Source organism: Rhodococcus sp. 5G237 (genome assembly GCF_053764735.1).
Genome location: NZ_JBSNCD010000003.1, coordinates 183,690 through 205,452 on the forward strand (window position 1 = coordinate 183,690; position 21,763 = coordinate 205,452).

The following is a 21,763-nucleotide window of genomic DNA, read 5'->3' on the forward strand; positions in this document are numbered from 1 at the left end:
TCCTGTCTATCTTCTGAAGGTCCACGAAATTCCGTAGGTCGAAGTTCTAGGCATTCGAGCGCCTCAGAAGGAAGCCACAGATACGGCCCGCGCGTTAGGCTTTCATCGACTCCGCCATTGTTCCTGGTGCAGCCTCAACCACTCACTCTGCTTCGAGTCGAATTCGATGTCCACGCGACTGCCGTGGAGTGCTTCGTAGGCGGGATAAGCACGAATATCTTCGGCAATGTCGACGATACCTGCACCGTCAACGACGAGAAGACCCATGTCGAACAACTTGTGGATATCCCGCCGCATCAGCAGCCCACCCTGGTCTACCGACTTACCTGGCACTGAGTAGATGTCAAGACGACACGCTTCCAACACAGCTTCGGGTGCGGGACCTGTTACTGCGCAACGCGGCCCGTACTCTGCAAGAAGTCGGGCGCGCATCGAGGCTCGTGCTGTGCGCACACGAACCGGACCAACCCTGGTATTCCCGGCGGACTGCGCCGACAGTTGTTCAATCGTCTCGTCGAGGATCCGCAAAGGATCCCCGTCGGTGGCAGACCGCAATGCCCTTCGGAACTCTTCGAACTTGAGTTTGCGAAAACTGTTCTGCTCCCGCGGATACACGCAGAGCGATCGCAGGGACTTTCCGTCCAGTACACCTTCGAGGTCGATCCATGCCTGGTCGTGGCTGCCCCGGTAGGTAGTGACATTTTTCTTGCCGTAGACCGGTTCATCGAACTCAGCACGGCAGTCATCGCAACGGAAAACAGGAAGTTTGTGCTTCCTCGAAACGACATTGGATCGACCACAGTGCGGGCACTTGGATGTTGTTTTGGTCCCCGTCCCCGTCTCGATCCGATCGATCACGGAAACTCCGAGAAGGTACTCGTCCCAGATCACGATGACGTCGCCGACACCAACTTCCTGGTGATGCACCACCGAACTGTCCCAACTGTAGTGGGACGCAGGATTGTCGTCGTACTTGTCGTTGCCCACGATACGTCGATAGTCGGCTTGCTTGGACTGCGCCAGCCAGGCCGTGACTTCTGATCGAATTGACACTCCACTACTTCCTTCGACGCGTGAGGATCGCAGCCTCAACGCTGCGGTTACCGAACGAACAGTTCTAGAGAGTCTGTCTAGCTTCTCCGGCCGTCCACTACGATCTCGTTCGCTTGATCTGCAGCAACGACCGTGTACTGGATGAGGTCACGTTTGTTCCTGACGGACTCATCGGGTACGCGGAGCGACATCAATCCGACTACGTCACTGCGCCCGATATCGACATTTTCGTTGTCGTTTGCTATGTCTGCGACGAGCGAGATGACGACCACACCACGAGTCTTACTTTGGCCGAGCACCGGCACCGGCAGCCCTTCCGGAATAGGCTCAGCAGCGAGAATGTTTCTCTTGTTTTCACCCGTGAAGTCGATACGCGGTGCAGATCGTCGAGCACGTTTGAAGACGGGAGCCTCCAGCCCCAATTCGCTGATCCAGAGCCTCCGGCCAGCGTCTGTCTTCCGTTGCGGCCAGATAATTGCCCAATCCACGATCCGCTTCTTCCCCATCGCTGACGCAATGAACTTCCGCAAGGGCTCGATGACGGACGCGTAGTCAGGATGCCAAGTGTGCCTATCGAAGTAGCTCAGGAACTCCTCGGCGGATATCAAGCCAATCTTCGCCGGCTGGACGCTACGCACGCCGTCCGCCACATACGGGAGATCGACTGCACTCGTCGTCTTCGCCAAGAGCGGGATGATGACGTTCGCGAGATTCGATTGATTTTCGCCCTTTGCACTTCGCGGCGGTATCGACGACAACTGATGGAACGAGCCGACCGACGCGCGTGCGGCGATCACGGCGTTGAACATCTTGTTTCGTGCAGTCGGCCTGAGCCACGGGAGATGCTGACTGACGAGCGGTGGGATCTGCCAAGGCTCGACGATCGGTTTGCCTTCCTCGTCCAGCCCTTCGTACTTGGCGAGTTCGTCGCGGAATGCTTCTTCGTCGAGCAACAGAGCTTCGAACGCTTCGTACAGGTCGACGGTTTCGTCGCGTCGGATGTAGAGGCGCACAAGGTCGCGATACCCGTCCCGGAAACCGAACCACCTCCCCGCCTGCATCAGAGTGTCAGCCTGTCCGGCCTTCCGTCGGAAGTAGGATATGGTCAGCCCCTCGACGGTAAACCCCCTGCTCAGCTTTGTCCCGCCGACGAGTACGCGCCATACCTTTCCCGCATCGAAGTCCAGTGCTTCCTGCTGGTCTTGGATGCTCTTGTCCGAATTTACGACCAGGACCGGTACCGTTCCTGCACTCGTCATCTCGGCATATGCCGCTGCCACATATGGCTTGAGATCATCAAAAGTTCCTGGTACCGCGCCATCCTTGCGCGCCAGCATCACAGGGTGGAAGTCGCTGTCGAAGAGAGCTTTCAGACGCGCCAACCCCGCGCTCGACGTGAATTTACCTTTGCCCCAGAGAGACTCTACGAGATCAGCAGCTTCGCTGTGGGTGGCGTTGCTCGTATGTTCGTGAACGAGCATTGTGTGATGCCGATACTCCCTAGGCTGCCCAACCTCGGGGTGTGCTTCGCGGAACTTCTTGATAGCTCCACTGAGAACCCAGGCGTCGAGTGCACGGGCGAGCTCTGATGTTCGCCGTGCTTGATCACTGTCGGGATCACCTTGAAGAGATCTGACATACGCGAGTTCGTTCGAGGTCGCGACGGTCTTCTTCCTCGCCTCCCAGTCAGGTTCGATGTCGTGGAACTCTTGAACCCCCATATAGTCCTTGGGCCGCGGAAGCGATAGGACGAAGTTCGACGGGAACAAATCGCGAACGTCGTCTGGGTCGATGAATACGTTTGCAAACGGAGTCGCCGTATAACCGACGTACTGCGCGCGTGGAACGATTTCGAGGATCTCGGTAATCAGATTATTGATCGTGGTTCGCGCAGTCGACTTCTTCGGATCCTTTGTATTCACAGAAGCCAGATCTGACTCATCATCGATGACCAGCGCAGGAAGCTCATCGAGCATGTTTCTCAGTGGCTTCAGATCTTTGATCAACTTCTTGAGTGGTGCCTGGTTCTTCTTCACCACGACCACGTACGCGTCGGTATGGAAGAGGTTTTCCTCCGCGTTGAGCGGTTTCGTCCGATCGTGGCGCTCATACCGCAACTGGGACATACCCTGCGGAAGACTTTTGTAATCGGAACCATGTGTCGTGACCCGTCGGATCCGCGCGACTCCTGGTTGATTGAGAGCCCGCTCGGTGTGACGAACGAAGCGATCATTGATCCAGTCTTCGTCGTTCTGGTAGTCGAGGCCTTTCGCGACGTCAGGGTCCTTAGGGTCCTGGCCTGCCAGTACGTTCTCGACGCCCATGAGTTCCATATCGATGCGGCGTTGGGTCTGCGCCCGAAGAATTTCGATCGTTCCAGTCATGACCACGACGAGTCGGTATCCGGCGTCGATCGCCTTGGCGATGACGCCTGTAAAATTCGCGGTCTTTCCACTTTGGACGTAGCCGACCACAAGGCCTTTGGTTTGCTTGATCTCCGGGCGGGTCGGATCCGCCAGTCTCTCGACGATTTTGTTCGCGCTTCGTTCGAGATCGGTGATCGAGTCTGTGGGCCAGTTCTTCACCTCATGCAGGTAATTCTTGTAGTCATCCCAGTACATACTTCCGCGTTTGGTTCGCGCTTCGTCGTACCAAGGCTCGAAATCCGTTGAGATGACCACGGTTCCTTCACGGTGGATGGGTACACACGAATTTATGACGTCCCCGGCGTTCGTCGACAGCCCCAGGGCCGCGATGACTGCACGACGACGCTGCTCTGTTCCGGGGTAGGTTTGGACACCCTCCGAGTCCAATATGTTGAGCTTGTCACTCCCGTCCCATTCTGCAAGGGCTAGGCGTAATGCTATGAGTGCATTGTTGTGACTCGGCGCGTTCTTGATGAAGTCGACGAGCTCCGGTTCGGTAATGCGACCGTTGTAGAAAAACCCGATCGCAGGAATCAGCGGACGAGGCTCCTGGTTCGCCAGGGCGTGGAGTACGTTCTTCAGAGCATCTGACCACTCAGGCTGCACGGATAGATCGATCACTAACTCTCCTAGTGTGCGTTGATCGGGAACGCTCCGTGAAGCGGCAATACGGAATTTGTAGCTTTCGGGTGCTTCTCGACGGTGGTCGGCGATCAGTCTTTCGCGCCCTCGCGCATAGCTTGCTCGAGTTCGACGGCTTCACCGAGGATCGCTCCCCACAGCGCGATGTTGTCCTTGTCTTTCGGTCCGAGGTGCGCACCCTCGAAGACTTGATGCGTGAGAAGGAAGAGCAGCGATTTCAGCACCGGCGAGTCGTTCATGCTCCCGCCTTCCGGAGCGAAGAGAGGTCGGTATCTCTGATTGATCCAGAGCGTCTGTTCCTTGAAGTCGACATCGATGAATTCGCCGCGTGGAAGCCTCTTCCACAGGATCTTCAGGTTTTCTCCACGCTTGAGAGGGAGCTCGGCTTTGATCGCGCGTCGCAGGCCAGGCGCAAAGCCTCGGTCCGGGGAGATCACGGGCTGCCTTCTTCGGCTTCTCTTGCTACCTTCGGCATACGCGGTCTCGGCGTCGGTGAGGTACCGGTCGAAGGTCGTTCCGTCTTTCGACTTGGCTACGGCGAGTGCTGCTTTGAATGCAGGCTCGAAACGCAGTCCCGACTTCTCGGGGTTCATCGTAAGGAAGGTGCCGACGGCGTTCGGGTCGTCGATGACTACCCGCGCAAGTTGCCGCTTCATCGACTTCGATGCCATGTTGGACCAACCGCCGATCTGCAGCAGACGGTCGTTCCTGTAAATGTAGAACCCTTGGAAGTGCTGGCCCTGCTCGCCGAAGATGCGGAAACCGGGAACGTCGCGCTTGGCTGGCCAGATGTGGCAGGTGACCTGGACTTTTTTCCCTGCCACGTCGGCCACCAGTGTCTTCGGATAACCTGGCCTGCCTGAAGTGGGATACCCGAACGGGTTTACGGGGGCGACCGGTGTGCCGATTCCGTCGGCGGCATCGAGCTCGTCCACGAGGATCTCGATGCGCAGCGCCCCACTGGATATGAGGCGATGAAACGTGACACCAAGGTGCTGACGGATGGTGCGTTCGATGTCAGCCATCCAGATCTGGGCCTCTTCACGGTTGGAACCGCTGTAGACCCCATCGCGTAAGGCAGTCCACACCACGCTGGTCCCCCGCTTCGACCCCACGATGTGGTCGCGACGTCTGGCGGCGGCACTGGCGGCGCGTTGAGTCAATCGCTCACACGAGTAGTCCCTAGCGAAATCGTCACGTCGGATACGACGACCGACGGCTTGCGATCCTTCGGACAGCGACCACACCGTCAGGACATCGCTGTGGCTGAGGGACGCCGCCTTCATCCCGATTCCGAAGTGACCAAGATCGCTCCCGCCGTACTCGCGGCGGTGACCGAGCGTCATGGACTTGTCAATTTCGGTTTCGCTCATTCCTCGGCCGTTATCCACAATCTCGACCTGTACGAGGTGGTCCTTCTTGGTCAGTAGCCGAATCACCACGCGATCGCTATTCGCGTCGACGCTGTTGTCGACGAGATCGGCGATTGCCGATGGCAGGGTGTGGTGTGCACCAAGACTTCTGACGAAACCTGCGTCCGGTTTGAGTTTGATTACGTCGACAACGTCATCTTCAGCCACGTCGCCCCCTCCTCGTGGTCTTCCCTGGCACCGTTCTTGCTGCGCGCCCGTTGTGGCTCGGACGTCACGTTTCCTCCGGCGAGTGAAGCCGTGTTGGTCGTCGCGGTAAGCGCCGTAAGGACGATGCGTTGGACAGTGCGAACGCCGCCGGCGAAGGTCCACACGCGGCCACCGTTCGCGCTCGCCTCAGGTGCGGTTCGAGCGCACAACCATATTCTTCGACAGGGCGTCGTTCCAGCGTCGGGCATTGCTCGATCAGTCGTCCTTCCATCGTGCGGAGCGCCCCGACGCGATACCGCAAGTGTCGAATAAGAGATAGCAGACAATCCGCGCCAAGCCAGCACAGGGAGGCGATTGGCATCGGTACCCCATCAACGTGAAGTCGCCTCACGTGGCACGGTGCTTCGAGAACCGAACAATTGGTACCCTCGCCTGCGAAACCTGCGCGACCCTAGTTCGGCCGCGATCGAACCGAGAAGTAGGCGGTGACGTGGCACAAGGCGATGACCGTTGGGTTGAGGTCTCGAAGTCGGCGTTTGCGCACGAGACCGACGGTCTGGCGATGCTCCGGTACATCGTGCCCAAGGCATCCCCATACCGTGCATGGACGAACTTCGAGTTCATGGACAACCACGGGCAGTGGCATGAGATCGACGCTTTGGTTCTTGGGCGCCGCCGGCTACACCTGGTCGAACTCAAGCACTACACCGGCGTCCTACAGGGCACAGAAACAAACTGGGTGCGCACGACCCTTGGCGGCAAGACACGTACGCAACGATCGCCACTGCTGCTCACTCGACGGAAAGCGCAGCGCCTTGCGACGCGTATCCAGGAGGAAGCGCTCAAGGTCGCGAAAGAGGCCGGCCTCAACGTCGGAAAGGTGCAACGCGCGCTCCCGTTCGTGCAGGAATCGGTGTTTCTACACGGAGCCCCTTTCAAGGCCGACATGCCGGACCTGGCGAAGTCTAGCCTGTTCGGTCCGGACGGGTTCGAGGACGAGACCGGTCTGCCCGGCATCTCGACCCGGTTGCTGGAACCACCCACCGAGACCAAGCGGGTCGACGAGGATCTGTCGGTCATCATCGCCCTCGCATTGAAGAATCTGGGTATCGCCCGCCGCACAGAACGCGACGCAGGGTCGTGGACGATCACCGGCACTCCCCTGGCCAGTGGCGACGACTGGCAGGAATGGGCGGCCACCCACAAGGGCACCGAAGAACGCGCACGTGCCCGCATCGTTTCGTTCCATCGCGGCACCCCGGTGCAGGCCCGCGCGGCTTCGCACCGGCGGATGCAGCGGGAGTTCTCGCTGCTCTCCTCGCTGCGCCACGACGCGATCGTCGCGCCCCGCGATCTGGTTCAGGACGACGACGGCAACACCGTCATCGTCTACCCGGACATCCCCGGTTATGAGCCACTGGACCTGGCACTTGCAACGCGCACGCTCACCGCGGAGCAGCAGCTGCTGATCCTCACCCAGACCGCCGAGGCCGTCGCCTACGCGCACCGCAACCACGTTGCGCACCGAGGTTTGGGGCCGAGCACCGTGCTCGTCCACACCGATGCTCTCGATCGAGGCGAGGTGCGTGTGCGCCTCGCCGACTGGTCGTGGGCCGGCCGCGTGCACACCGGCGATACCCGGTCGGCGACGATGCTCGGCACTGCGGTCGCGCCGGGTAGCGCCCCGGCAGACGCGGTGTACCAGGCGCCGGAGGATCGGTGGGCTCCGGATGCCGACCGGCTGGCGCTGGACGTGTTCTCCCTCGGTGCGCTCGCCTACTACCTACTTTCGGGTGGGCAAGCCCCGGCCCGCGACAGGTCCTCGCTGCTCGAACGGCTGCGTCTCGAACAGGGTCTGGATCTCGCGGCATCGGGCGGCGGGTTCGTCGATGAGACCTTGCGCGCGTTGGTGCTGCAGGCAACGGCTCCGTCGGTGTCGTCGCGTATGAAGACGGACCGCAAGACCGGCCGTCCCGAGTTCGGAGCGCAACAGTTCGTCGCCGCGCTCTCCGACTACCGCCACAATCGGTTGGCCACGTCCGAGATGCCGGAGGTGGATCCGCTCAACCCTGCTCCGGGGGCCCTCCTCGGGGGCCGCTTCGACGTCGTGCGGGTACTCGGAGCCGGTTCGACTGCACGTGGTGTGCTGGTCACCGACCGGGAGCACGACGACCGACTCCGGGTCCTCAAGGTGGGTCTCGACGATGCGGCCACGGAACGGCTGCACGACGAGGCGCTGGTGCTTAGTGAGCTCGCCCGCCAGTCCCCGCCGGTACCCGGCGTGGTGGAGCTCATCGAGGGACCGATCGAGCTGGCGCACCGCACAGCGTTGCTGCTGAGCAACTGCGGCGAGCAGACGCTCGCGGACGTCGTTCGTTACACCCCGTTGGGTGAAGCGCAGTTGCGCACGTGGGGTAAGGAACTCCTCGACGTGGTGGTCGCGCTCGACGCGGCCGGCATCACTCACCGCGATCTCAAACCTTCCAACCTGGGCTTGGCAAAGCCCGAGGGGAAGGCCAAGGCGAAGGCCCGGCTCGCGCTGTTCGACTTCTCGTTGTCGCGCGCTCCCGTCGAGCAGATCGACGCGGGCACCCCGCCGTACCGGGATCCGTTCCTCGGCACCGGACTTCGCACCTCCTACGATTCGGCGGCCGAACGGTATTCGGCGGCCGTGGTGTTGTACGAGATGGCTACCTCCGGAACCCCTGTATACGGGGACGGTTTGAGCGATCCGCGTGTGCTCGACGACGATGTCTCCGTCTCGGCGGAGGACTTCACGGCCGGAGGCATGAGCGCCACACGTGCCGATGCGTTGGCGGAGTTCTTCCGGATCGCGTTGGCTCGCGACGTGAAGAAGCGGTTCGATACCGCGTCCGCCATGCGCGATGCCTGGGCCGCCGTGTTCGCAGCGCAGGTAACCGAACCGGCACCGGCGCGGAAGAAGAAGCGCACCCCGCCGTCCGGTTCGGAACCGGTGCAGCCACTCGGCTCCACCGCGACGTACACCTCGCTTGCAACGCTGGCAGACGAGTTCGCTCGCGCAGCAGCAACGAAACCGTCGGCTATCCGTCGACAGGTCGTGGAACTGGTTCTCGGGTCTCATCCCAACAGCACCGACGATCCGTTCATCACCTACCAGATGGTGGCGCCGCGTGCCGGTGTCTCCTCGGGTCGTATCGCCCAGATCTTCGGCGAGTTCCCGTCGCTGTGGGCGAAGAATCCGCAGCTCGCGGCGACGGTGGAGGACCTGTACGAGCAAATGGTCAGGCTGCTCGAATCGTCCGGCGGGGCCTCGACCCCTGATCTGCTTGCACAAGCGCTCGCCGGTGGTCTCCACACCGACGGAGTAGAGAACCCACAGCGGACGGCACTCGGTGTGCTACGGCTCCTGTTGGCGTCACCTCCCCGCGCCGAGAACGACGAGGAGAGCGCGGCCACTGCCGCAGTGCACATGGTGCGACGGCACGGTTCGGGCACCGTCGCGATGATCTCGACACCCTCGGTCTCACGCAAGCTTCCGGCGGTGCTCGCTGCGCGCGCCGAAGCGCTGGTGGACGACGCGCAGGCTCAGGGATCGTTGCTGGTCGCCCCCGCCGAGTCCGAGTCGGCATTGCGCAATGCCGCGGCAGCACTACTGGATGTCGCTGCCGGGGATGTGGAAATTCCGGGCCACGCTCTGCTGCGAATTGCTGCGGCAGCGTCGACGCAGGTCGCCTTGTCTTCTCGTGACGAGTTGCATGCGCGCTCGATGCCGGTCCTCGAGGCATTGCGCATGCTGCTGCGCGGTCTCTCCGCGGCAGATGCCTTCGGCCGGCCCGAACTGGAATCGCGTCTCGCGGCCCGTTTTCCTGCGTTGGCGAAGTCGCTGCCCCGCCGTCCGGAACTCGACGCGGTGGTGCTGTCGCTCGTACCGGACATGCAGTGGAACGAGCTGCGTGGTCGCTACGAGTTCGCGCAGGAGGAGGCCGCGGCGTCCTATGTTCCGACACGGCACACCCGCACCCCAGCTCCGGCGCACCGCGAGCACGGCACCTCCGATATCGAGTACCTCCTGACCTCGAGCGTGCAGGAACGAACGTTCCGGGCCCTCGGTGTGCCGTTGGGTATGTCCGACAGCGTGGCGGCGGCGCTGGTCGCGCGATTCGGCGCCACCCACATCGACGTGACGGAACTTCTTCTGAGTTCGCTGCGCTCGAAAGCCGCGGCCGCGGGCATCGACTGGAACATGATTCTCGCCGCTGATGCCGGTGCTGCCGCCGACCGCGAGGGTTTGAAAGGTTTCGTCGCTCAGGCAGTTCCGACGCTTGTCGAGGCGGTCTCGGCGGCGGGCGGTCCGGTGGTTCTCACCGATCTGTCGACACTCGCCGCATACGGACAACTCGACATACTCGGCAAATGGACCGATCTCACCACCCCGCCCTCGCACGCCGTGTGGGCGCTGGTGCCGCAACGCAACGAAGCGGGCGGTCGTCCCGGATCAAAGGTGGACGGCACGAGGCTGCCGATCAACAGCCCGGAACAATTCGCGCAGATCGACGATACAGAAGTAGCGGCGCTCCTCAGCGCGGCAGCACAGACCAAGGATTCGACAGTGAAGGAGCACGCCTGATGGCATTGGCCACGATCGCCGGAACCCAGTTGACGGCCGCACTCAAGCCGCAACTGACCCTGCTGGTCGATGACATGCGGGCACGGCTGAACGCCGACACGCAGGAACTCGAAAACTGGCGCACCACCCACCGCGAAGCAGTCCGTGAACAGCGCACCGCCACGTCATGGACCGACTGGTCCGAGGACCAGCTCACCCAGGCCGCCGTCGGCTGGCTGCTGACTTCCGTGTTCGTGCGGTTCTGCGAAGACAACCTGCTGCTCGGCGACACCGCGGTGTGGATCGCCGGCCCGACTCCCCTCCTGCGGCAGCGGGCGGTGGACGCCGAGAACGCCTTCTACCGCGAACACCAGGACTGCTCCTACCGCGAGTGGCTCGAGCAGTCTTTCGACGCACTGCGCCGCAACCCCGCCACCCAAGCCTTGGTCGACGAGCACGCCGCGCTCAACATCATCTCCCCGTCCTCCGACGCCGTACAGCAACTGCTCGGGTTCTGGCGCCGGACCGACGACGCGGGCGAGTTGGTGTGGTCGTTCCGCGACGAGAGCCTCTCGACGCGATTCCTCGGCGACTTGTACCAGGACTTGTCGGACTTCGCAAAGAAGAAGTACGCGCTGCTGCAGACGCCTGAGTTCGTCGAAGAGTTCATCCTTGATCAGACCCTCGAACCTGCGTTGAAGGATCGACCGCTCGAAGGCTTCAAGATCATCGACCCTACCTGCGGGTCAGGGCACTTCCTCCTCGGCGCTTTCGATCGGCTCGTGGAACGCTGGCACCGCCACGCCCCGAGCCTCGAGTTGCGAAGCCGCGTCGACAACGCGCTCGCCTCGGTCTACGGCGTAGACCTCAACCCGTTCGCGGTCGCGATCGCCAAGTTCCGACTCATCGTCGCAGCGATGAAGGCGTGTGACGAGCCGTCTTTGGTCCATGCGCCGAAGTTCACCCTCAACCTCGCGGCCGGCGACTCGCTACTGCACGGACCGGAGCAGGGCGGCAAGGAGGCATTCGACTTCGGCGATTCGGCATTCGATAAAGACGCTGTTGCTTCGGGTTTCACATACAGCACCGAAGACGCGAAAGTACTGCGACGCATCCTTGCACCGGGGCAGTACGACGCCGTCGTGGGCAACCCTCCTTATATCGTGGTTAGCGACAAGGCCCTCAACGCCCGTTACCGTGAGATTTACCATTATTGCAAAGGTCAATATGCACTGACTGTGCCATTCATGGAGAAGTTCTTCGACCTGGCCAAATCGGGTGAGCGCGCCGGCTGGGTCGGCCAGATAACCTCCAACTCATTCATGAAACGTGAATTCGGCGTTCCGCTCATCGAGGATTTCCTGAGCCGCAAGGATCTGCGTTTGGTCGCCGACACCTCCGGGGCATATATTCCCGGCCACGGTACACCCACGGTCATCGTCGTCGGCCGGAACCAATTTGCGGTTCACGCCACTGTCCGCGCTGCCCTCGGTATACAAGGCGAACCTGGCGCGCCGATCAATCCAGCTGAGGGTCTTGTATGGACGTCAATCGCTGATCATGTGGATTCTCCTGGTTACGAAGACCAGTGGATATCGATAACCGACCTTCCTCGCGAGAACCTCCGGATGCACCCGTGGAGTCTTAGTGGTGGTGGTGCAGTCGAAACACTCTCGGCGATCGACAGCGCAAAATTCGAAGTCGTAGGCACCGTAAGCGATGAGATCGGACGAACAACGGTAGTTGGAGAGGATGACGGATGGCTCTATCCGTACTCAACTGTGCGGCGGGCCGCAGGCACTCTTCCTTTCCGTCATTTTGTTACGGGCGAGGACGTACGCGATTACGTTATCGCCGCTCGCACATATGCTTTGAACCCCTACTCGGATCCAGCAAACTCTGTTCCAGTTGAGCAAGATTCGACAGTTGTTTCATTTCTGTGGCCGTTGCGAACACTACTGGCTGCACGAAAGGTCTTCGAGAAAACACTGTCCGAACGTTCCCTCCCGTGGTGGGTCCACCTTGAGAGTTACTCGCGCAAACTCCGCACACCACTCTCCATCACCTTCGCCTTCGTCGCCACCCACAACCACTTCGTCCTTGACCGTGGCGGCAAGGTGTTCAAGCAGTCCGCACCGGTGATCAAGTTGCCGGAGGGGGCGAGCGAGGATGATCACCTGCGGCTGCTGGGCACCCTCAACAGCTCGACCGCGTGCTTCTGGCTCAAGCAGAATAGCCAGAAGAAGGGTGGCGGCGGACATGGAGGCGGAGCTGCTGATCAACCCTGGTCACATACGTACGAGTTCACCGGCACCACCCTCCAGGACTTCCCGCTAACGAAGGAAGTCCCGCTCGAACGTGCGCGTTTGCTCGACACGTTGGCACGGCAACTTGCCGCACAAGAACCTACTGCAGCAATCCAAATCGTAGGCCCTACCCGCGCTGCCATCGATGCCGCGCGCACCGAGCACTCTCGCCTTCGTGCGTTGATGATCGCCGAACAGGACGAACTCGACTGGGAGGTCTACCGCCACTACGGGCTGATCGACGAAGATCTCACCCTGGCCGCCGGGCAGGCACCCGGAATCGCATTGGGTGAGCGTGCCTTCGAGATCGCGCTCGCCCGCAAGATCGCGGCCGGTGAAGCCGAAACCGAATGGTTCGCTCGCCACGGCTCGACTCCGATCACCGAACTCCCTAGGCACTGGTCTACCGAGTACCGGGAACTGGTCGAAAAACGCCTCGCCGCCATCGAATCCAATCCGTTCATACGATTGCTCGAGCGTCCCGAATACAAGCGCCGCTGGGCGGGTGATTCATGGGACGTGAAACTGCAGCGCGCCCTGCGGGATTGGCTGCTCGACAAACTCGAGGATCCGACTCTGTGGTTCACTCCGCACGGCACCCCGCTCCCCCGGTCGGTCAGCGAACTGGCCGGACATGCGGAAAAGAACCCCGAGTTCATCGAAGCCCTGGATCTCTGGGCAGGGCAGAAGGACGCACCCGTCACTGCAACTCTGGTCAAGCTGCTCTCCGACCAAGCCGTCCCCTACCTGGCTGCCCTGCGCTACAAGGAGTCCGGTCTGCGTAAGCGCGCCGAATGGGAAAGGGTGTGGGATCTGCAGCGCGACGAAGACGCCGGTCTGATCAAAGCTACCGACATCCCCGTACCGCCGAAGTACACCAGCGCCGACTTCCTCAAGTCCTCGTATTGGTCGCACCGCGGCAAGCTCGACGTACCGAAAGAACGGTTCATCCTGTATCCCGATGCCGGCCGCGATACCGATCCGACCCCGCTACTCGGATGGGCGGGCTGGAACCACGCGCAGCAAGGACTGGCGCTCGCCACCATTTACGCGATGCGCGAATCCGAAGGCATGGCACTGACTGCGTTGGTGCCCGTCGTTGCCGGCATCGCCGAGGTACTGCCCTGGGTCAGACAATGGCACTCCGGTGTCGACCCGAATCTCGGAGTCGATCTCGCCGAGTACCTGACCGCCCAGCTCGCCGAGAAATCCGCCGCTGTCGGTGTGCCGGTGCAAGATTTGCCGGCGTGGCGACCTGAGAAGAAGACCCGCGGCCGCAAGGCAGCAACCGGAAAGGCAGGCAAGTAGTGTTCCCCGGCGCTTCGACTCCCTCGCGCACCTTGCGCGAGACATTCGACATTCCCGAATCGCACGGCACCAACGACTACGTGTTGCGGCTGTCCGACTCGGTGGGCGAAGACCACCTCGCCGCGACCGTCGACTCCTATGTCGTGACTCCCGCCCTGGCCGAGGCGTTCGACTCGGCGCTGTCGGTAGTCGACGAGGCGCTACGTTCCGGTGAGAACAAAGCCGCGTTCCTCCACGGCTCGTTCGGCTCCGGTAAGTCACACTTCATGGCTGTGCTGCACGGCATTCTCGGCCACTCCCCCAAGGCGCTGTCCGTACCGGAGCTTCAACCGATCGTGGCCAAGCACCCCACGCTCGACCAAGCGAACCTGCTGCGCCTCACCTTCCATTTCCTCGACGCGACAACCGTCGAATCGGCGCTCTTCGAGCAGTATCTGCGGCAGATCACCGCCGCACACCCCGACGTGCTGCCGCCGGTATTGCACTCGGCAGGTGGCTTGTTCGATGACGCTGACAACCGGCGTCGCGAGGTGGGTGACGAGAAGTTCTTCGCCGCGCTCAACAGCGCAGGGGGCGCACAGGCCTGCACCACGGTGAACTGGTCGGCCTTAGGCCAAACGACCGGCACGTGGACACCCGAAACCTATGCAGCTGCAAGCGCTCCCGGGGCGGACCCCGCCGAGCGCGCACGCTTGCAGCAGGCCCTGGTCTCCACCTACTTCACCAGCTACTCACGCAACACCGATTGGCTCTCCCTCGAAGACGGCCTCGCCGTCATCGCCGACCACGCCAAAGCGCTCGGCTACCACGGTGTCGTTCTCATGCTCGACGAGCTCGTACTGTGGTTGACGTTCCTTATCACCGAACGCGAACGGTTCAACGCCGAGGTGCAGAAGATCACCAAGCTGGTCGAAACCAGCCGGGGACGCCTCGCCGTGCCTGTCATCTCGTATGTCGCGCGGCAGCACAACCTCGCCCAGTGGGTCGCCAGCGGGCCTGACGCCGGTGCCATCCAGCAGGCAGTCGAGCGGGCATTCGCCCATCAGGAAGGCCGATTCGGACTCGTCACCCTCGGCGACGAGAACCTTCCGTACATTGCACACAAGCGGCTGCTCCAGCCGCGGGACGCCGAGGCCAAGGCTGCACTGGACGCCGCGTTCGCACGTCTTGATCGCAGTCCACAGGTGTGGGACGTACTTCTCGACGGTGTCAACACCGATGACCGGCACCGAGGCTCCGACGCCGATGCTTTCAAGCTGACGTACCCGTTCTCGCCTGCGCTCATCGCGACGTTGCGCGAGCTGTCGGGACAAATGCAGCGTGAGCGCACTGCGCTGAAGGTCATGCAGCAGATGCTCTCGGACAACGCCGACCGGCTCACCATCGACAACGTGATTCCTGTCGGCGAGGCGTTCGACTACATCATCGACAGCGCCAACGCGACCCCCATCAACGAAGCCGCCACCCAGACGTTCAAGACCGCGCGCTCGCTGTGGACCGACAAATTGCGTCCGCTGCTGTTCCGCAATGCGAATGTTCCCGAGTCCACGCCCGACAAGGACGTGCCGCCCGGCCTGCGGGCAGACATCCGTATCGCAAAGACGTTGCTCATGTCGGCGGTAGCCCCGAACGTGCCCGCGCTCAAGCAGATCGACGCCTCTCGGCTGGCCTCACTCAACCATGGCAGCGTCATCAGCCTCATCCCGGGTGACCAGATCGGCCAGATCACCGGCAAGGTCAAGGCGTGGGCGGCCGAAATCCCCGAACTTTCCGTCACGGCAGACGCCAACCCCATCATCTCCGTAACTCTCGAGTCGGTCGACTACGAGCGGATCGTCCGCCGCGCCCAGGCCGAGGACACCGACGGCCGCCGCCGCGAATTGATGCGGGAGTTGCTCTCCGAACAGCTGGGTGTGGTGGGCGCCGACCACACTGTCGACAACGCGCTGCTTCGTCAGGTGATCTGGCGCGGAACCCAGCGGCAGGTGGAGGTGGTGTTCGGCAACATCCGCGACCACGGCTACCTGCCCGACGAAGCATTCCGTCCCTCGATCGACGGTGCGTTGCGGCTCGTCGTCGACCTCCCGTTCGACGACGCCGGCCACACGACCGGCGAGGACCACGACCGCATCGACCAGCTCCTGCGCACGGGGCAGGACCGATTCACCGTGGCATGGTTGCCGAACTTCTTCAGTGAGAAGGTAACTCGCCAGCTCGGCCGACTCGTCATCCTCAACTACGTGCTCGCCGGAGACCGATGGGCGTCGTACGCGAACGAGCTTTCCGACGCAGATCGCGTCGCGGCCCGATCGATCCTGCAACAGCAGCAGACGCAGGTGCGTGGTCAGCTGGGAACCGCCATCCAGGTTGCGTATGGGGTAGCAGCCGGATCCGGTTCGGCCTTCGCGCCCGATCAGCCGCCTCTGCGGTCGCTGCACGCAGGGTTCGCGGTGCAGCCCCCGATCGGGCACGATCTGGGCGAGGCCGCCAACCGGTTGATCGCCGATGCGTTCGCCGCCCTGTATCCCGACCATCCGGAGTTCACACCTGCCGATCAGCTCATCACCCGCCGTCAGTTGAATACGACGCTGACGCGGTTGCGGGAAGCCCAGGCAGTGGAAGACGGGCGGATCCCCCTCGACCGCGGTGAACGCGACACGGTGCGACGCATCGTCGAATCCCTGGGGATCGCCCGCACCAACGACACCCATCTGCTGTTCGGCTCCGAACATTTCGCGAGTTGGCGCAATCGCATCACACAGGAACTCTCACGCGCAGGATTCGACGAGTCCGGGGACGTTCACATCGAGGATCTGCGTAACGCGATCGTCGCCAGCGGACCGAAGCGCGGTCTGACCGACGACATGGTCGACCTCGTGGCGGGTGCGTGGGCAGCGCAAGGCAAGCGGTCGTGGTTCCTGCATTCGTCTCCCATCACCGAACCCGCCCTCGGGGAGTTCCGACGTGGCACCACACTGCGACTGGAGCCCTTGCCGGACCGTCAAGTGTGGGCTCAGGCATGTACTCGCTGGAAGACGCTGACCGGGCTCGCTGTCAACGACTACCTCACCGCCACGAACGTCGCTGCGTTCGTTCAGCATGTGCGCGACCACGCGGCTACCGGACGCGCTGATCGGTCGCGGCTGGTCGAGGTCCTCACCAGCGGGTACGCCTACTTCGGTCTCGAGACCGGCAAACGACTGCAACTCGCCCGCGACCTGACCGGGATGCTCGACGCCCAGCTCAACCATCTGGACAATCTCGCCGTCGTCGAAGCGATCGCGAAAACACCCCTCGCAGGCACCGACCACGAGGCAGGCAAGTGCCTCACCACGGCCGGAACTGTCGCCGATGCTGTGAGCCGCTTCAACCTCGCCCGATTGGACGTGCTGCGGACTGCCGCTGCAACCGGCGACGACCGGGGCCGGCAGGCTGCTGCCATCGTCGATGCTCTGGGTTCGGCGTTCACCGAGCACGAGCTCTCGCGGCCACTCGCCGAGGCGCTGCGAGTTGCAGGAGAGGCGCGGGATGCGTGGTTGGAGGCGGGGATCGTGCATCCACCGAAACCGCCGGTCGTCAACCCGCCTGTTATCGATCCGCCGGTAGTTACTCCGCCCGTGGTAGATCCACCGCGTACCGACAACACCTTCACCGTCTCGGGTCGTGGCGGCCTTTCTGCTATCGAGGACAGCCTTCGGGCATTGCTCGACGCAGATCCGAACGCCACCTACACCGTCACCATCACCAAGGTGGTGCCGTGAGCGTCGCTGCCGGACTGCCCGAAGCCGACATTTCGGCGGTGCGCAGTCTTGTCGCCGGATTGCGAAACAAGAACTACTCGCGCGGAGTGATTGCTCTTTCAGCTGCGCCCGTGTGGACCGGCCCGGAAGAGCTCGACTTCAACGGCCAATCGGTGCGCGTGCGTGTGGCGCCGAGTGTGCTCGCGATCCGTGATGCACTCACCGAGCGGCACCGCGCCGACTGGGTGGTGATTCTGACCGATCGCGACTCCGCCGAATTGCCCGCAGGAGTGCTCGAGCACCTCACTGCGGGTCGACTGTCGAATCTTGATCCGTGGCCCGCGTTGCGCGAATTGTTCCAAGCTGCCCGGCAGGAATTTCATCTCCTCTCGCTGAGCAACGACGCCGCCCGCGCTGCGTTGCGCGACCTCGACGGCGTGCGTGCTCCTGCGCCCGGTGGGGTGCTGACCAACGATCATCTGTTCGCCACGCTGGCCGACCGCAAGTTCGGGCTCCGCCCAGCCGAGTACACCCCGCACCACATCGCGTTGTGGTCGATGGACGACGCCACAACCGCCCGGTTCGAGGTGTGGCGGCGGCACACGGACCCTGTTCTGCTCGACCAGTTCTACGGCTGGATCGGGAGCCGGCTCGGACCACTCGGCTCGGTGTTCGTCGCAGTGTGGCGCAGCAAGGGCCCGGAGCACCTCGTCCCACTCGGTCTCGTCGCTGCCCTTCTCGGCGACGGTAGCGACGCCTCGGTAGCGTTCCCGGCAGCACGAGACACCATCGTCAAAGTCCGCACGTTGCTCGAGGTCGAGCTCGATAATCACGCGCTCACCGAGCAGCAGCTCACTGCGTGGGGTAACGCCGCCACACTTGCGGTGTCGGGCACCGATGTTCCCGACGAGGTGCTACGTCGGGCAGAAGAGGCAGTACGTCGCCTACACGCCGAGTCGCTGGTCGCGCGGTCCGATGTCCTGCCGATGGCGCTTGCCCCTCGCATCGCACAGTTCGCGAAGGCTCTCGCACCCGCCGTCGATTCTGGTGATCTCGCAGCGGCGGAGAATGCGTGGGCAGATGTGGTCGCTCACCGCGGTGCACACGTCGGCACCCCCTATGCACCTCGGAACGTTCAGGTCGGGGCAGCGGCGCTGCGGTTGCTACGCCGTCTGAACCTTGCGTGGTCCGACCCCGCCGGTCTGTCTCACTGGATGGCGTACTACCGACGCGACCTGTCCTGGGTGGACGACGCCATCAACGATGCTTTTGTCGGGGCCGATGACCGCGACCTGGCGACTGTGGCCGACCGGATAGTCACTGCGGTGCGTAACCAGCGGTTTGCAGCGGACCGCCAGTTCGCGCGCCAACTCGCATCCGGGGGTGGCCACCGCGCAGGATCGGGTGGCCCGCTCTACGTCGAAGACGTGCTCGACCGAATCGTGAAGCCGCTGACAGTGCCGGCGCCGGGCCCCACTGGCGGGCTCGCTGGCGTCTCCGCAGGTGGACCGAGCCCGTCCCCGGTGCTGCTCGTGATCGCCGACGGGATGAGCGGATCGGTCGCGAACGAGGTGGTCGCCGACGCGCTGCGCCGTCACCGACCGCAGTGGCAGGAATGTCGATTTGCCGGTGCAGACCAGCCGCATGCGGCACTCGCGGCACTGCCTACCGTGACTCGATTCTCACGCTGTTCACTCCTGACCGGAGGCCTCGCCGAGGGCGGACAGGACAAGGAGCGATCCGGTTTTGCGAATTGGTTGCAGCGCAACGGGTTGAGGGCGGACGGAAAGGTTCTGTTCCACAAGGCCGATCTGGATCTGGTCTCCCGTAGCCATGCACTTGCCGACGTCGTTCGCGATGCGGTGGACGACACCGAGCACCGGCCGGTGGTGGCGTGCGTGCTCAACGACATCGACGATGCCCTCGATCGGTCCGATCCCATCGGTACTACCTGGAGCACTGCGAGCTTCAAGCATCTCGATCCCCTGCTCACCGCCGCTGCAGCAGTGGGCCGCACCGTAGTGCTGGTCAGCGATCACGGACATGTGGTCGAGCGCCGCGAACAGCCGAGCGTCCAGCGCGGACAGCAAATCTCGGCGCGGTACCGATCCGCATCCGGCCCCGACTCGGAACCACGTGAGGACGAAGTGCTCGTCGTCGGCGAACGAGTTCTGTCCGGAGACCAACGCGTGATCCTCGCGGTGGACGAACATGTGCGCTACACAGGGCTCAAGGCCGGCTACCACGGCGGCGGCTCACTGGCCGAAGCGGTGATCCCGGTGTCGATCCTCGTCAACGGTGCATTACCGCAACATCTCGGGCTCGAAGTGGCACCTGCGCCGCAGCCGGCTTGGTGGGAAACACCGCGCGCCGCGCCTGTCCCAACAGCCACTCATCCCGTTTCGGCGTCACCTGCACCGAAACGCAGGAAGGCGCCAGTCGCAACGAAACCCGTTATGCAGGCCGATGCATTGTTCGACGTCGGCACAACGGTGGCAAACCCAGCCGCGACGGCGCCCGTCGATCGGGACCGGGTGGCAGAGGTTCTCGCCAGCGAGCTCTTCAAGCAGCAGTACGCACAATTCCGCCCCAAGTTCACGAAACCGGTGATCGGGAAGTTGCTGCAGGAAATGCTCGACGGCAACGGTCGGCTGGCGTTGAGCCGAGCGGCGGACATTCTCGGCGTCAAACCCGCCCGCGCTCGCGCCGCGATCGCCGTACTCGCGCAGGTGCTCAACACCGACGGGGTGGTGGTGCTTTCCGACAACGGTACCGAGGTCGAGCTCGAATCGGCTCTGCTGTTCGAGCAGTACGGAGTTTCGTCATGACAGCGCTCTCACCGGTCAGACGACGGGAAATCCTCCAGGCACTGCGGCAAGGCACGGTACCGGCCGGCAACCTCGATGTACTCGCTGTAGGCATCGACAAGTTCGCACCGACCGTCGACGACGACCTCGATGCCGTCGCCGCCGGCGGGTCGGTCTTCAAAGCTGTTCGTGGTGAATACGGCTCGGGCAAGACATTTTTTGCCCGGTGGATACAGCAACGCGCTATGCGTCGGGGCTTGGCGGTAGCCGAGGTACAGATCAGCGAACTCGAAACACCTCTCCACAAACTGGAAACGGTCTATCGGCGGACCACCGAGTCGCTACGCACTGCCGCGTTCCCTCCGTCTGCCTTCCGCAGCGTGCTCGACGCATGGTTGTTCGGTGTCGAGGAGGACGCAGCAGCCGCCGCGGGAGTGGATGAAGCGTCCGAGGAACAGATAGACGCGCTCCTCGAGCAGCGGCTTGCTTCGGTCGCTACTGCGACACCGGTGTACCCGATGGTGCTGCGTGCCTATCGCGCCGCCCTCGCCAGAGAAGATGCCGCAACCGCAGATGCGCTCGTCGCCTGGCTCGGTGGGCAACCACACGTGGGAGCTGCGGCGAAACGTGCTGCAGGGGTACGTCAGGACGTCGACCACTTCCTTGCAATGGGCTTTCTCCAGGGGCTCTTGGCGGTGCTACAAGGAGCACGCCATCCGGGGCTGTTGTTGGTGATCGACGAAGTCGAGACGCTCCAGCGGATGCGCTCCGACAGTCGCGCCAAGGCGCTCAACGCGCTGCGTCAGTGGATCGACGAGCTCGACTCGGGCCGCTACCCGGGGTTGTATCTGCTCATCACCGGGACCCCCGCGTTCTTCGACGGTCGGCTCGGCGTCCAGTCCCTGCCGCCACTCGCACAGCGCCTGCACACCGACTTCACCACCGACGCCCGCTTCGACAACCCGCGGGCTCCCCAGATCCGCCTCGCCGGATTCGACTTGGAGAAGCTCGTCGAGGTAGGCACTCGGGTGCGTGAGGTCTACGCGGATGGCGCATCGGCACCCAACCGGGTTCGCACTCTGGTCGACGACGCGTACATACGCGACCTCGCGTCCGCGGTCGCCGGCAAACTCGGAGGACAGGTAGGCATCTCGCCTCGCCTCTTCCTCAAGAAGCTGGTACTCGACGTCCTCGACCGAGTCGACCAATTCGACGACTTCGATCCGCGGCAGCATTACGCATTGACGGTCGCGTCGACCGAGCTGACAGACACCGAACGCGCCGCGGTTTCTGCAGACGACGTGGAGCTGTAA

At 62.9% G+C, this 21,763-nt stretch carries 8 protein-coding genes; 5 read left to right on the forward strand and 3 right to left on the reverse strand.

The features are described 5' to 3' along the window. Positions 1–102 precede the first annotated feature (102 nt). The 3 genes from ACWPOC_RS07605 to ACWPOC_RS07615 form a co-directional block, all read right to left on the reverse strand. Complete coding sequence (locus ACWPOC_RS07605) at positions 103–1,053, reverse strand: hypothetical protein (protein ID WP_455408320.1); 951 nt, start codon at positions 1,051–1,053, stop codon at positions 103–105. A gap of 77 nt (positions 1,054–1,130) precedes the next feature. Further along, the gene (locus ACWPOC_RS07610) at positions 1,131–4,100 is read right to left on the reverse strand and encodes a Z1 domain-containing protein (protein ID WP_455408321.1); all 2,970 of its coding nucleotides are present in this window, start codon (positions 4,098–4,100) and stop codon (positions 1,131–1,133) included. 92 nt (positions 4,101–4,192) lie between these two features. Continuing rightward, positions 4,193–5,701, reverse strand: coding sequence for an ATP-binding protein (locus tag ACWPOC_RS07615; RefSeq protein WP_455408322.1), 1,509 nt, complete (start codon positions 5,699–5,701; stop codon positions 4,193–4,195). A 490-nt stretch (positions 5,702–6,191) separates the two neighbouring features. Here ACWPOC_RS07615 and ACWPOC_RS07620 point away from each other — a divergent pair, with 490 nt between their 5' ends. From ACWPOC_RS07620 to brxD, 5 genes are read left to right on the forward strand one after another with little or no spacing between them, the layout of a single operon-like run. Next, positions 6,192–10,310 (forward strand): protein kinase domain-containing protein, encoded by a 4,119-nt coding sequence (locus ACWPOC_RS07620; protein WP_455408323.1) that lies wholly within the window; start codon positions 6,192–6,194, stop codon positions 10,308–10,310. Further along, positions 10,310–13,903: a BREX-2 system adenine-specific DNA-methyltransferase PglX gene (pglX, locus tag ACWPOC_RS07625; RefSeq protein WP_455408324.1), complete on the forward strand. Its 3,594-nt coding sequence runs from the start codon at positions 10,310–10,312 to the stop codon at positions 13,901–13,903. Before ACWPOC_RS07620 ends, pglX begins: the two co-directional genes overlap by 1 nt. Before the next feature lie 32 nt (positions 13,904–13,935). After that, a complete protein-coding gene (locus ACWPOC_RS07630) occupies positions 13,936–17,664 on the forward strand; it encodes a DUF6079 family protein (RefSeq protein ID WP_455408325.1) in 3,729 nt (1,242 codons plus the stop codon). Beyond that, on the forward strand, positions 17,661–20,471 hold the full coding sequence (gene pglZ / locus ACWPOC_RS07635; RefSeq protein WP_455408326.1) for a BREX-2 system phosphatase PglZ: 2,811 nt from the start codon (positions 17,661–17,663) through the stop codon (positions 20,469–20,471). Before ACWPOC_RS07630 ends, pglZ begins: the two co-directional genes overlap by 4 nt. Next, positions 20,468–21,763, forward strand: coding sequence for a BREX system ATP-binding protein BrxD (brxD, locus tag ACWPOC_RS07640; RefSeq protein WP_455408327.1), 1,296 nt, complete (start codon positions 20,468–20,470; stop codon positions 21,761–21,763). Before pglZ ends, brxD begins: the two co-directional genes overlap by 4 nt.